The 12,473-nt window shown below is 69.6% G+C and carries 18 protein-coding genes; 4 read left to right on the top strand and 14 right to left on the bottom strand.

Annotated elements, in window-relative coordinates:
* Position 1: 1 nt before the first annotated feature.
* The gene (locus H3309_RS02945; protein ID WP_182297299.1) at positions 2–1,684 is read right to left on the bottom strand and encodes a hypothetical protein; all 1,683 of its coding nucleotides are present in this window, start codon (positions 1,682–1,684) and stop codon (positions 2–4) included.
* A gap of 21 nt (positions 1,685–1,705) precedes the next feature.
* Here H3309_RS02945 and H3309_RS02950 point away from each other — a divergent pair, with 21 nt between their 5' ends.
* The gene (locus H3309_RS02950; protein ID WP_182297300.1) at positions 1,706–2,266 is read left to right on the top strand and encodes a shikimate kinase; all 561 of its coding nucleotides are present in this window, start codon (positions 1,706–1,708) and stop codon (positions 2,264–2,266) included.
* Positions 2,263–3,381: a 3-dehydroquinate synthase gene (gene aroB / locus H3309_RS02955; RefSeq protein WP_182297301.1), complete on the top strand. Its 1,119-nt coding sequence runs from the start codon at positions 2,263–2,265 to the stop codon at positions 3,379–3,381. The genes H3309_RS02950 and aroB overlap by 4 nt, the downstream gene beginning before the upstream one ends.
* On the opposite strand, the gene H3309_RS17525 is transcribed toward aroB, so the two are convergent.
* Entirely contained in the window at positions 3,382–3,510 is a 129-nt protein-coding gene (locus tag H3309_RS17525) for a hypothetical protein (protein WP_256401828.1), read from the bottom strand. It abuts the gene before it with no gap.
* A 61-nt stretch (positions 3,511–3,571) separates the two neighbouring features.
* On the opposite strand from H3309_RS17525, the gene queF reads away from it, so the two are divergent.
* Positions 3,572–4,024: a preQ(1) synthase gene (queF, locus tag H3309_RS02960; protein ID WP_182297302.1), complete on the top strand. Its 453-nt coding sequence runs from the start codon at positions 3,572–3,574 to the stop codon at positions 4,022–4,024.
* A 1-nt stretch (position 4,025) separates the two neighbouring features.
* Here the strand turns inward: queF and H3309_RS02965 are convergent, their stop codons facing one another.
* From H3309_RS02965 to H3309_RS02985, 5 genes are all read right to left on the bottom strand, one after another.
* Positions 4,026–4,697 (bottom strand): JAB domain-containing protein, encoded by a 672-nt coding sequence (locus H3309_RS02965; protein ID WP_182297303.1) that lies wholly within the window; start codon positions 4,695–4,697, stop codon positions 4,026–4,028.
* A 41-nt stretch (positions 4,698–4,738) separates the two neighbouring features.
* Complete coding sequence (locus H3309_RS02970; protein WP_182297304.1) at positions 4,739–5,143, bottom strand: hypothetical protein; 405 nt, start codon at positions 5,141–5,143, stop codon at positions 4,739–4,741.
* Between the two features lie 59 nt (positions 5,144–5,202).
* On the bottom strand, positions 5,203–5,550 hold the full coding sequence (locus tag H3309_RS02975) for a hypothetical protein (RefSeq protein WP_182297305.1): 348 nt from the start codon (positions 5,548–5,550) through the stop codon (positions 5,203–5,205).
* Between the two features lie 83 nt (positions 5,551–5,633).
* Complete coding sequence (locus H3309_RS02980; protein WP_182297306.1) at positions 5,634–6,266, bottom strand: response regulator transcription factor; 633 nt, start codon at positions 6,264–6,266, stop codon at positions 5,634–5,636.
* 126 nt (positions 6,267–6,392) lie between these two features.
* Positions 6,393–6,716: a DMT family transporter gene (locus H3309_RS02985; RefSeq protein WP_317983333.1), complete on the bottom strand. Its 324-nt coding sequence runs from the start codon at positions 6,714–6,716 to the stop codon at positions 6,393–6,395.
* Between the two features lie 78 nt (positions 6,717–6,794).
* On the opposite strand from H3309_RS02985, the gene ppa reads away from it, so the two are divergent.
* Complete coding sequence (gene ppa / locus H3309_RS02990) at positions 6,795–7,376, top strand: inorganic diphosphatase (RefSeq protein WP_182297307.1); 582 nt, start codon at positions 6,795–6,797, stop codon at positions 7,374–7,376.
* Here the strand turns inward: ppa and H3309_RS02995 are convergent.
* The 7 genes from H3309_RS02995 to tolR are packed head-to-tail and all read right to left on the bottom strand — an operon-like array spanning position 7,373 to position 12,469.
* Complete coding sequence (locus H3309_RS02995) at positions 7,373–7,855, bottom strand: GNAT family N-acetyltransferase (RefSeq protein WP_182297308.1); 483 nt, start codon at positions 7,853–7,855, stop codon at positions 7,373–7,375. The two genes, ppa and H3309_RS02995, sit on opposite strands and share 4 nt — an antisense overlap.
* Entirely contained in the window at positions 7,852–8,184 is a 333-nt protein-coding gene (locus H3309_RS03000) for a TfoX/Sxy family protein (RefSeq protein WP_182297309.1), read from the bottom strand. Before H3309_RS03000 ends, H3309_RS02995 begins: the two co-directional genes overlap by 4 nt.
* 46 nt (positions 8,185–8,230) lie before the next feature.
* Positions 8,231–9,358 (bottom strand): flavodoxin-dependent (E)-4-hydroxy-3-methylbut-2-enyl-diphosphate synthase, encoded by a 1,128-nt coding sequence (gene ispG, locus H3309_RS03005; RefSeq protein WP_182297310.1) that lies wholly within the window; start codon positions 9,356–9,358, stop codon positions 8,231–8,233.
* A 60-nt stretch (positions 9,359–9,418) separates the two neighbouring features.
* Positions 9,419–9,967 carry a peptidoglycan-associated lipoprotein Pal gene (gene pal / locus H3309_RS03010; protein WP_182298451.1) on the bottom strand — a complete coding sequence of 183 codons (549 nt, stop codon included), beginning with the start codon at positions 9,965–9,967 and terminating at the stop codon, positions 9,419–9,421.
* A 41-nt stretch (positions 9,968–10,008) separates the two neighbouring features.
* A complete protein-coding gene (gene tolB / locus H3309_RS03015) occupies positions 10,009–11,322 on the bottom strand; it encodes a Tol-Pal system beta propeller repeat protein TolB (protein WP_243453819.1) in 1,314 nt (437 codons plus the stop codon).
* Positions 11,323–11,330: 8 nt separating this feature from the next.
* Entirely contained in the window at positions 11,331–12,089 is a 759-nt protein-coding gene (locus tag H3309_RS03020; RefSeq protein WP_182297312.1) for a TonB C-terminal domain-containing protein, read from the bottom strand.
* Positions 12,086–12,469, bottom strand: coding sequence for a protein TolR (tolR, locus tag H3309_RS03025; protein ID WP_182297313.1), 384 nt, complete (start codon positions 12,467–12,469; stop codon positions 12,086–12,088). Before tolR ends, H3309_RS03020 begins: the two co-directional genes overlap by 4 nt.
* Positions 12,470–12,473 lie beyond the last annotated feature (4 nt).

Here is a 12,473-nt window from a genome sequence, read left to right on the forward strand (position 1 = left end):
CTCAGCCGCGCGTGGCGGCTTCGCTGACGATCAGGCGGGCCTCGGCCTCGCGCCCGGTGCGGCGCAGGGCGTCGACGATGCGGCGGAGCACGTCCGGGGCGACCTGGGTCCAGCCGAGCTGCATGCCGGTGGCGGCGAGGATGAGGACGCCGCCGGCATCGTCGGCGGCAAGCGCGGCATCCAGCGCGCGGGTCCAGCCGTTTTCCAGCGGTTCGGGCGCCGGGCCGATGCTTTGGCCCAGGCCGCGCAGCCCGGCGGCGAGCAGCGCGGCCCGGTGCGGCGGCACGGTTTTCGCCCAGCTGTCGAAGCGGTCGCCTGATGCGCCATGCGGAGCGAGCAGCGCCCAGACGGCGGGATCCTCGCCAGTGACCGATGCCCACAGGCGGGCGCGGGGAACGATGCCGGCGGCGAGCATCGCGGCAACGAGGGTGGGCGCCTGCGCGCGCAGGGCCGTGCCCGGCAGGATGGTGGAGGCGGCGGGGCCGGCGGCGACCAGCCAGCCATAGCGTTCGGGGCTGCCGTCTGGCGCGCGCGCCAGCAGCGCGGCGATGGCGTCGGCGCGGTCGCCGACGTCGGGGGCGCTCCAGGCAACGCGCAACTGGCCGGCGGCGCTGGCTTCGACGGCGGCGGGGTTGAGCGATGGCAGCTGCGCGGCGAGCAGGCGGTTGGCCTCGACGGCGCTGAACGCGCCGGTGGCGACGGCGCGCGGCAACATCTCGACACGGCGGGCGAGCGGCAGGCCGGGGAGCCGCACCATCCAGGCGGCGAGTTGGGGCGAGGCGCCGGCCACCAGCGCGTCGGGCAGGGCGAGGCCGGCGGCGCTGGCGAGGCCGAGCCGCCAGGCGCTGAGGCGGCCGACCTCGCCCCAGTCAGGATTGGAGGCGCGCCGGCCCTCGCCGGCGGTGGAGGCGAGCCGTTCGGCAAGGCCGATGTCGAAGCCGTTCACCAGCTTGCGGCGGCGCAGCGCGTCGAACAGGCTGGCCGACGTGAGGTCGTCGCCGGCGATGGCGCTGCAATAGCCGTCCGCCAGCGCCCACATGCCGGCGGTGGACAGGCTGCGCGCGGTGGCGGCGAGCGGGCAGAGCGCCACCGGGTCGCCGGCGGCCAGCGCGGCGTCACCGGCGGCCTGGTACAGGTTGCGGGTGAAGCGTTCGGGCGGGATTTTCAGCAGCAGCCGGTGCGCGTCGGCGGCCGCGCCGAGGCGGGTGAGCGCGCGGGCGCGGGCGGCGAGCCAGTCCGCGGCGTTGACGTCGGCGGGGGCGTCGGCGCTGCTGAGCAGGGCGCGGGTGACGATGATCTGCAACCAGCGGCTGGCGAGCGGTGCGTCGAGGCGATTCATCAGGCCGGCGAGAAAGCGCCCGTTGGAACGGGCGAACAGGCCCTCTCCATAGCCGCCGTCGGCCGGCAGCAGCAGTCCGGCGCGGCGCAGTTCGGGGGAGGCGGGAAGGCTGACGAGAAGCTCGGGTGCCGCTTCGGCGGGCGCGGCGTCGGCGGCGGGGTCGGTGGTTTCATCCTCGGCCGGGGGTGCCGGCAGGACGGTCGGCGGCAGTTCGACGGGGGCGGCCTGCTCGGCGGGCGTCGCCATGCCGGGCGGCAGCAGCGGCTTGGGTGCTTCCTGCGCTTGCGCCGCCGCTGCCAGCAGCAGCGCCAGCCACGCCACCCCATGATTTGCCTGTCTTGCCATGCTCCCCCTATAGCGAGGCGGATGAGCATCGTGGAAGCCCGGGACGTTGGCAGCGATTGGCGTGAGCGGCCGCTGGTGCTGGTCGGCCTGATGGGCTGCGGCAAGACCAGTGTGGGAAAGCGGCTGGCGGTGCGGCTGGGGCGGCGGTTCGTGGACGCCGACGACGCCATCGAGCTGGCGGCGGGGATGAGCGTGCGGGAAATTTTCGAGCGGCTGGGGGAACCGGCATTCCGGGATGGCGAGCGGCGGGTGATCGCGCGGCTGATGGCCGAGGCGCGGGAACCGACCGTGATCGCAACGGGCGGTGGCGCCTTCGTGGATGCCGATACCCGCGCCCTGATCCTGGCACGCGGCACCGCGATCTGGCTGGACGCGGATGTGCCGACGCTAGTGGCGCGGACGGCGAAGCGGCCGACGCGGCCGCTGCTGGTCGGCCGCGATCCGGCGGCGGTGCTCGCAGAGCTGGCGCGGGTGCGCAACCCGCTCTATGCCGAGGCGCCGATCCGGGTGATGAGCCGGTCGGCGGCGCATGAGGCGACGGTGGACGCCATCATCGGGGCGCTGGAGGCACAGGCGGCATGACCCAACCCTTGATCGTGCCGGTCGCGCTGGGCGACCGCGGCTATGACATCCATGTGGCGGACGGGCTGCTGGCACGGGCCGGGGCGCTGGTCGCCCCGTTGACGCGCAGCCGGCGGATCGCCGTGGTGACGGACGAAAATGTCTGGCCGCTGCACGGCGCGGCGCTGCGGCGCTCGTTCGAGGCGGCCGGGCTGGGCGTGCATCCGCTGGTGCTGGGGCCGGGGGAGGCGAGCAAGAGTTTCACGGTGCTGGCGGACCTCTGCGATGCGCTGCTGGCGCTGGACATCACCCGCGCGGATGCGATCGTGGCGTTCGGCGGCGGGGTGATCGGCGACCTGACCGGCTTTGCCGCGGCCATCCTGAAACGCGGCACGGGGTTCGTGCAGATGCCGACGACGCTGCTGGCGATGGTGGATTCCAGCGTGGGGGGCAAGACCGGCATCAATACCGCGGCGGGCAAGAATCTGGTGGGGGCGTTCCACCAGCCGCGCGCAGTGATCGCCGATACGGCGCTGCTGGCGACGCTGCCGCCGCGGGAACGGCAGGCGGGCTATGCCGAGATCGTCAAATATGGGCTGATCAACGATCCGGCGTTTTTCGACTGGTGCGAAGCGCAGGGGCGGCGGGTGCTGGCGCTGGAGCCGGACGCGGTGGCGCATGCGGTGGCGCAATCCTGCCGGGCGAAGGCGGCGGTGGTGGCGGCGGACGAGCGCGAGACCGCCGATGTGCGGGCACTGCTGAACCTGGGCCATACGTTCGGGCATGCGCTGGAGGCGGAGACGGGTTTCGGCACGGCGTTGCTGCATGGCGAAGCGGTGGCGATCGGCATGGCGCAGGCGTTCCGCTTCAGCGCGGCGCGGGGCCTGTGCCCGCCGGCGGACGCGGAACGGGTGGTGGCGCATCTGGCGGCGGCGGGGCTGCGCACCCGGGCGGCGGAGGCGGGGATCACGGCCGATGCGGCACCGCGGCTGGTGGCGCACATGCTGCACGACAAGAAGAAGCTGGGCGACACGCTGCCGTTCATCCTGGCGCGTGGGATCGGGCAGGCGTTCGTGGCCAAGGATGTGGCGCTGGCCGAGGTCGAGCGCTTTCTGGCGGACGAGCTTCGCGGGTGATCAGCTCGCCAGGTTCCACAGCCATGCGCTGCTGAGGCCCACCGGCATGACGACGAGCAGACCGAAAAACCAGTTGTCACTGGGCTGGCGGGCGCTGCGGCGGAAGGGGGTGCGGGTTTGCGGTGCCATGCCCCTTGAACGGCCGGCGGCGACGGTTGTTTAGCGCGGGCTGAGGCGATAGGGGTCGGCGATGTCCTATACGCCTTCCGCCCTGGGTCAGGTCAGCGCGCTGCCGGCATCGCCGGCGGCGGCAGTGCTGGATTTCCCCCCCAACCCGCGGCCCGGCGCGCTGTATCTGGTGCGCTTTACCTGCCCTGAGTTCACGTCGCTGTGCCCGGTGACGGGGCAGCCGGATTTCGCGCATCTGGTGATCGACTATGCGCCGGCGGCAACGATCGTCGAATCGAAATCGCTGAAGCTGTTCCTGGCGGCGTTCCGCAACCATGCCGCCTTTCACGAGGATTGCACGGTGGGCATCGGCCAGCGGCTGGTCGGCGAGATGGCGCCGCGCTGGCTGCGGATCGGCGGCTATTGGTATCCGCGCGGCGGCATCCCCATCGATGTGTTCTGGCAATCAGGGCCACCGCCGGAGGGGCTGTGGCTGCCCGACCAAGGCGTACCGGGGTATCGCGGGCGGGGGTGACCTACAAAAGTCCGCGGGCGCGGAAGCTGACGTGGCCGCCCGGGGCGATGACAAGGTGATCGTACAGGTCGATGTCGAGCGTGGCGAGCGCCGCGGCCATCCGCTGGGTGACGATCTGGTCCTGCCGCGAGGGCTCGGGGTCGCCGGAGGGATGGTTGTGGACGAGGACGACGGCGGAGGCACCGAGCTCCAGCGCCCGGCGGGCGACCTCGGACGGGTGGACGCTGGCGCTGCGCACGGAACCGCGCGCCAGCGTTTCGATGCGCAGCAGCCGGTGGCGGGCATCGAGGAACAGCACGCGGAACTGTTCGAACGGCAGGTGCGCCATTTCGGCGTGCAGCAGGTCGACGATGGCGCTGCTGTCGGTGATCGTCGGGCGTTCGACCGTCCGCCGGGACAGCACGCTGCGTGTGATTTCCCGCACCAGCCGCAGCGCGCCGAGACATTGGGGGTCGGCCCCCAGCTGCGCCAGGCGCTCGTCCGACGTGGCGAGAACGGCCGCGATCGAACCGCGCTCCCCGAGCAGGCCGCCGGCGACGGAGCGGGCGCGCGGGGCGCCCACCAGCATCGACAGCAGGCCGGTCAGCAGCTGCTCGTCGCGGACATCGTCCAGCCGCACGGCGCGTGCCGGTGCCGTACCGCGGGCTCCCTGGGACAGTGCCTCTGCATGCATGTTCGTTCAACTTTCTCAGCCGCGACGTCGGTCAGGCACGGTTACAGGGCACGGGTCCGTTCCGCGAGCACACCGCCCGCCAGGGCGAACAGGACGGCATAGGACCAGATCGCCAGCGTATCGATGTAGGCAGCGGGGATCATGTGCGGCACCGCCATGGCGGCCACATGCACCATCAGCGCCCCCAGCTGGAACCCGGCCGCCCAGGTCGGCCAGAAACAGGCGGAGCGCACCGCAACAGCGATCAGCAGGGCGAACAGCAGGGCATCGACCAGCACCACACCGGCTTCCGGCTGCTCGAACCCGTGCGCCGCGACAACGGGCGTCAGCAGGGCGGCGGCGACGAGCGCGAAGGCGACCGTCCGCTCCTCTCGTCCGCCGCGCAGCAGGGCGAGCGCGGTCACCGCGAACAGCACCGTCAGGAACAGGATTGCGGTAAGGGCCATGGCGAAGCCTTTACAGGATGCGCGGGGCCAGGACAGGCCCCGCGCAGCCGCAAGCTGTCCTATGCCGCGCGCGTTTCGACGACGCGCAGGCCGAATTTGGGATAGGGCGGCTTGTCGACCAGGGCGCCGAAATTGACTTCCTGCAGGCCGACCTGGGCCTGGACGCGGGCGAGCGCATCGTGCGCGGCGATGATGGCGCGGCGGGCTTCACCCAGCGCGGTGACGGTGTCGATGGCGCGATCGATCGCTTCCTGGCCGATGGTGGCCGCCAGCCGCGCCTCTTGCCGGGCGGCGGGCATGATGCCGACCATGGTGGCGGCGGCGGCGAGCGCACCGTCGATGGCCTTTTCGGTTTCGAAAAGGGCGGTGGCGACCTTGAAGCCGGCGTCTTTGCGTTGCTTGGACATGAGAAATCTCCTTCGCCGCACGGGGTGCGGACGTCTGTGTTGCGGAAAATGACGAAGCCCGGGGGGTGGGCCGAGGGCCGGGATCAGCGCGGGCGAAGGTCGCCCAAAGCGTCGATTCCGGCGAGCATGCTTCCAAAGGCGAGCATCGCGAACAGCATGATCAACAGGACTGCCACGGCGCGCTGCATCAGCGTCAGATCATTGGCGCCTCCCCACAGCCGGAAGCGGGGCTGCGGGACGATGAAGCTGTCGAAGCCGCTGTTGGGCGACCAGCCCGGCGCGGCCATCGCGGCATCGTGCAGCGTGGTGTCGCCCAGCGCGGGCGACGGCGCTGCATGCCAGCCATGGGCATCCCAGGCATCGCTGCTGCGACCTTGCCCCGGGCGACCATGTTCATCTCCTGCACTCCGTAATGTTTGCGGATGCGCAGGAGGTGGCAGCGGGCCGCTGCCGGCGGCAAGCTGCGGTGCTTGATATGCCAATGATTGATAGTCGCTGGTGCCCTCATGCTCGGCGAGGAGCCGTGCCGCTTCGCGCCGGGAGGCGACCCCCAGGGTCTGGATCGCGGCCTTCAGCCGGGCGTCCGCGGTGTGGGGCGAGATGCCGAGTTCGCGGGCGATTTCCTTGGACGTCGCGTTGGCGCGCACAAGGCGCAGACAGTCGCGCTGGCGCTCGGTCAGCAGCGCCACCCTGCTGTGCGGATCGACCGAGGTCATGACCGGGCTTCCAATGTTGCGCTCCACGTCTTTTCTGCGACACATATTTATCCGGCTTTTTGCGGCCGGTGCAGCCATTCCTATAGCAGCTTGGTGACAAATGTCAGCACATGATGCGCAGCCGCGCTATTGACTCGTGAGTTTCAGCCCGGCGATGCACATGATGAGGCCGAGGAGCAGCAAAATCCGCAGCAGGCCGGCACTTTCGCCGAAGAACATGAGCCCGGTGACCATGGCGCCGGCGGCGCCGATGCCGACCCAGACGGCATAGGCGGTGCCGAGCGGGATGGTGCGGCTGGCGCGCTCCAGCAGACCCATCGACAGGGTGACGCAGACCAGGAAGCCCAAGGTCCAGGGCAGGTTGCGGAAGCCGTCGGCGAAGCGCAGGCAGATCGTGAAGCCAACCTCGAACAGACCGCCGAGGATGAGCAGGAACCAGGCCATGTTCATTTCCGGCGTTCCCTTGCTGGACAGTCGCGCGCACCCACCCTATGCGGCGGCGGGGACGGGCGCAAACGAGGAACCATCATGCGTATCGACGCCGTGCCGATTGGCAAGAATCCCCCGCAGGACGTGAACGTCATCATCGAATGCCCGCTGGGGGGCGAGCCGGTGAAATATGAGCTGGACAAGGCCTCGGGCGCGCTGTTCGTCGACCGGATCGTGCATACCTCGATGCGCTATCCGACCAACTATGGCTTCATCCCGCATACGCTGGCGGAGGATGGCGACCCCATCGATGCGCTGATCGTCAGCCGCACGCCGTTCATTCCGGGCTGCATCGCCCGCGCCCGCCCGGTGGGGGTGATGATGATGGAGGATGACGCCGGCGGTGACGCGAAGCTGCTGTGCGTGCCGGTGGACAAGCTGTTTCCCTATTACACCAACGTCAACAATTACACCGACCTGCCCGCCATCCTGATTTCGCAGATCGAGCATTTCTTCAAGCATTACAAGGATCTGGAACCCGGAAAGTGGGTGAAGTTCAACGGCTGGCGGGATCGGGACGTGGCCGAGCGGCTGATCCTGGAAGCAATCGAGCGGGCATCCCAGGCGGCGCGCGGGGAGGTGTATGTGAAACCCAAGCTCCACGAAGGGGCGCCGGCTTAAGCGTCGGCGGCCAATCGTTTGAGCGCGTCGCCCTGCAGGCGATAGACCGTCCATTCCTCCATCGGTTCGGCGCCGAGCGAGCGGTAGAAGCCGATGGCGGGTTTGTTCCAGTCGAGCACCGACCATTCGAAGCGTGTGCAGCCGCGTGCGACGGCAAGCGCGGCGATATGCGCGAGCAGCGCCTTGCCGGCGCCGGAGCCGCGCGCGTCGGGGGTGACGTAGAGATCCTCGAGGTAGATGCCGCGCCAGCCGGTCCAGGTGGAGAAATTGTGGAAGAAGAGGGCGAAGCCGATGGCGGCACCCTGTTGTTCGGCGATGATCGCCTCGACCGCGGGCGGGTCGCTGAACAGGGCGGCGTGCAGGTCGGCCTCGGTGGCGACGACCTTGTCGGGCTCCTTTTCGTAGGCGGCGAGGTCGCGGACGAACCGCATGATCTGCGGCACGTCGGCGGGGACGGCGTCGCGGATGATCGGGGTCATTTTTTCGGCTTCTTCGCCCGCCGCGCGGCGGCCAGCGCCAAGGCGGCCCATTCGCGCAGGATGTCGGGATCGTCCATCGCGGCGTCGGGCGCGCGGTGATAGCTCATGGCGATGGGCTTGCCCTTGCCGTCATAGGTGAAGGGCTCCAGCCCCTCGGCCTCGAAGATCGGCTTCGTCTGCCCGTCCACCTTCAGGTAGAGCGTGTCGTCGCCGACCAGGCCGATGCTGAAGCCGTCGATGCCGACACCATGCCCGCCGAACATGGCCCGGATGCGGACATGGCCCAGCGGTTCGAGACTTTCCACCAGATAGTCGTGAAAGGCATTCATCGGTGACGTCCCCACCCCCGTCTCCTCCCCTAAAGGGGAGGGGAGGTCACTCCGCGGCCTGAAGCGCCGCCTCTGCATTGGCGGCGTCGATTTCGGCCGCCTTTTTCTCGACCAGGGCGACGATGTGGTCGACCATCGCCTCTGAGGAAATCTGGTGGTCGGTGACGCCGGAGAGATAGACCATGTGGCGGCCGTTGCCGCCGCCGGTCAGGCCGATGTCGGTCTCGCGCGCTTCGCCGGGGCCGTTGACGACACAGCCGAGCACGGAGAGCGACAGCGGCGTGGTGATGTGGGCGAGGCGGGTTTCCAGCGTTTCCACGGTGCGCACCACGTCGAAGCCCTGCCGGGCGCAGCTGGGGCAGCTGATGACCTTGACGCCGCGGGCGCGGATGCCGAGCGACTTCAGGATGTGGTAGCCGACCTTCACTTCCTCCACCGGGTCGGCGGAGAGCGAGACGCGGATGGTGTCGCCGACGCCGCTCCACAGCAGCATGCCAAGACCGATGGAGCTTTTGACGGTGCCGCCGATCAGGCCGCCGGCCTCGGTGATGCCGAGGTGGAGCGGATAATCGGTGCGGGCCGCGAGTTCGGAATAGGCCGCGACCGCGAGGAACACGTCCGACGCCTTCACCGAAATCTTGAACTCGTGGAAATCATTGTCCTCGAGCAGCCTGGCATGTTCGAGCGCGCTTTCGACCAGCGCCTCGGGACAGGGTTCGCCATATTTTTCGAGCAGGTGCTTTTCCAGGCTGCCGGCGTTGACGCCGATGCGGATCGAGCAGCCATTGGCCTTGGCGGCGCGGACGACTTCGCGGATGCGCTCGTCGCTGCCGATGTTGCCGGGGTTGATGCGCAGGCAGGCGGCGCCGGCGTCGGCGGCTTCCAGCGCGCGTTTGTAGTGAAAGTGGATGTCGGCGACGAGCGGCACGCGCGCGGCCTTGGCGATCAGCCTGAAGCCCTGGGTGGCCTCGACCGTGGGGCAGGAGACGCGGATGATGTCGGCGCCGACTTCCTCGCAGGCGCGGATCTGGTTGATGGTGGCGACCGCGTCCTCGGTCGGGGTGTTGGTCATGGTCTGCACGGTTACGGCCGCGTCGCCGCCGACGGGCACCTTGCCGACCATGATCTGGCGTGATTTGCGGCGGGCGATATCGCGCCACGGACGAACGGACATGGGACCTCGCTTCTGCTTGCCCGCCCGCTTTACCGCGTGATGGGACTATAGGGAAGCGACCTATCCCGCCGCACCCGAGATGATGACCGTCACCGCGCGGCGGTTCTGTGCCCAGGCGGCTTCGTCGCTGCCTTCGGCCACCGGGCGCTCCTTGCCATAGGAGATGACCGACATGCGCGACGCATCGACGCCGTTCGCCGCGAGGAAATTCTTGGCGGCGTTGGCGCGGCGTTCGCCGAGCGCGAGGTTATACTCGCGGGTGCCGCGTTCGTCGGCATGCCCCTCGATGCTGACCTTGACGCCGCTGTACTGCGTCAGCCAGGTGGCCTGCTTGCCGAGCGTTTGGCGGGCGTCCTCGTCCAGCTCATAGCTGTCGGTGGCGAACAGCACGCGGTCGCTGCCGGATTGCGCGACGAAATCGGCGCTGCTGCCGGGGACGGCGGTGGTGCCGACCGCCGGGGTGGCGGGCGCCGGGCCGGGTTCGGCGGCGGGCGGGGTGGCGGGCGCGGCCTGCGGCGGCGGCGGGGGCAGGTCGGCGGCCTTGCGCCCGCAGGCGGCGAGCGCAAGCAGACTGGTGAGGGTGATGAGGGTGAGCGTGGTCTTGCGCATCATCTTGCTCCTTCGCGGCCCATTATCCGTTTCGTGGCACGTCATGGCAACAACGGCGACCAGGCGGGATCGCTCCCGTCGCGCGGTGTGGCAATTCGTCGGTCATTCACACCCGTCAAATCGACGCTGCGCAACTGCACCCGTCCTGACCCTTGCACGGTTCGGCTGAACAGGATCACCCGACCGTTGGGCGCCCAGGTGGGATTTTCATCCTGCCAGGCATCGGTGAGCAGCCGTTCGCCGCTGCCATCGGGGCGGATGACGGCGATGCGGAACTTGCCGGCAACAATTCGGGTGAAGGCGATGAGGTCGCCGCGCGGCGACCAGACCGGCGAGGCGGCGCGGCCCTCGCCGAAACTGATGCGCTGCTGCCCGCTGCCGTCGGCGTTCATGACATAGAGCTGTTGCGTGCCGCCGCGGTCGCTTTCGAACACGATGCGCTTGCCGTCCGGGCTGGGGCTGGGGCTGGTATCGATGGCGCTGCTGCCGGTCAGGCGGCGGGTGGCGCGGCTGGCGATGTCATAGGCCAGGATGTCGGCGTTGCCGCTGCTGGTGACGCTGAAATAGAGCGTGCCGCCGTCCGGCGAGAAGCGCGGCGCGAAGCTCATGCTGGCGAAGTCGCCGACCGCTTCCTGACGGCCGCTGCCGACATTGTAGAGCCAGACGCGCGGCCGGTTGTTGGCGAAGGACATGTAGGTGATGGTCTGCTGGTTCGGCGCGAAGCGCGGCGTCAGGACCAGGCTGGCGCCGCTGGTCAGGAAACGGTGGTTGGCGCCGTCCTGGTCCATGATGGCGAGGCGCTTGATGCGTTTGGTCTTGGGGCCTTCCTCGCTGACATAGACGATGCGGCTGTCGAAATAGCCATTCTCGCCGGTGAGGCGCGAATAGACGAGGTCGCTGCATTTGTGGGCCGCGCGCCGCCAGCCGGCCGGCGTGACGGTGAAGCCCTGGCGGGCCAGTTCTTCCTCCGAAAACACGTCATAGAGGTAGCAGCCGACCGTCAGCGTGCCGTCCGGGTTGGCAGTGACGAAGCCGCTGACCAGCGCCTGCGCGGCGACGGTTCGCCAGTTGAGGAAGCTGGGGGCGGTGACCTGCGCCGGGGTGACGGTGGTGGTGAAGGCGGCGGGATCGATGGGTTTGAACAGGCCGGAGCCGGCGAGGTTGGCGCGGATGATGGCGGCGACCTGGGCGCCCAATGCGGCGGTGTCCCCGGCGGGCGTGGCGGTGGGCACGGCGCTGGGGAAGGCGGGGACGGCGATGGGCATTGGCGCCTGCTGGCCGCTGTTGATGTCGACGCGCAGCGTGGCGAGTGCCGGCGTGGCGGCGACCAGCAAAAGGGTGAGGAGCAGGCGCATCGGGTCCCTCATGTCATCAGGCTCGGATCGAAATTGAGTTCGAACTCCCGCCAGTAAGCGAACATGTCGGCGGGAAGTTGCAGCGGCGCGCAGCGCAGCACGGCGCGGCGGGCAGTTTCGACGAAGGCGCGGGCGTAGGCGGCGTTGGCGGCGGTCGCGCCGGTCTGGCTGACGAATTCGGGCGCGGCCATCACGCTGCCATCGCGGTTCAGGCGGATGCGCAGCACCGCGGTCATGCCGCGCACGTCGGCGCCGCCGATGGGCGGGTTCCAGCAGGGCGCGATCTGGGTGCGGATCGCCTGTTCCAGGCTGGCGGTGGCGCGGGCGTCGAGCCTGGCGCCCTTGGGAATCGCGCTTTCGATGGATTTGGCAAAGGCGGAGGTGTCGCGCGGTTTGACGGCGGCCTTGGGCAGGGCCTTGTCGATGAGATTGGCGAGGCTGCTGGTGTCCAGCGGTTTGGGCGCGGGTGGCGTGGGTTTGGCGGGTTTTACGGGTTCGGGGGCGATGGCATCCTGCGCGCTGGTGTCGGTGGGTGCTGCCTCGGTGGGCGGGGCAGCGGCTTCGACCGTCTCCTGCGGGGCGGCGGCCATCGAGGGTTTGGGGGTTTCGGTGACGCTGGGCGTGTCGGCGATGGTGACGACTTCGACCGGCGTCGTTTCGGCGAAGCTGGCGAGCAGCGGTTTCTGGCTGATGACGGCGAGCGACAGCGCCGCGAACAGCGCGATGTGGCCGATGCCGGCAAGCAGCAGCGCGCGGCCCTCGGTCATGGCGCGGCGAGCGGCTGGTTGACCAGCGCGACTTTGGTGAAGCCGGCGCCGGTGACCTGGGCGAGGACGGTGGCGACCTGGCCATAGGGGACGGCGGTGTCGGCGCGGACGAAGACGCGGGCGTCGTCGCTGCGGGCAGCGCGCAGCGCGGCGAGCTTCGCGGGGAGTTGGGCGGCGGATTGCGGCTGCTGGTCGATGAAGATGGCGCCCTGGCGGTCGACGCTGATGCTGATCGGCTTGCTGTCCGCGTTCAGGCTCTTGGCGGCGGTTTTGGGAAGGTCGACGGGCACGCCGGTGACGAGCAGCGGGGCGGCGACCATGAAGATGATGAGCAGCACCAGCATGACATCGACCATCGGCGTGACGTTGATCTCGGCCATCGGC

Origin of the sequence: Sandaracinobacteroides saxicola (assembly GCF_014117445.1) — a bacterium.
In the GTDB taxonomy this organism is placed as follows: Bacteria; Pseudomonadota; Alphaproteobacteria; order Sphingomonadales; family Sphingomonadaceae; genus Sandaracinobacteroides_A; species Sandaracinobacteroides_A saxicola.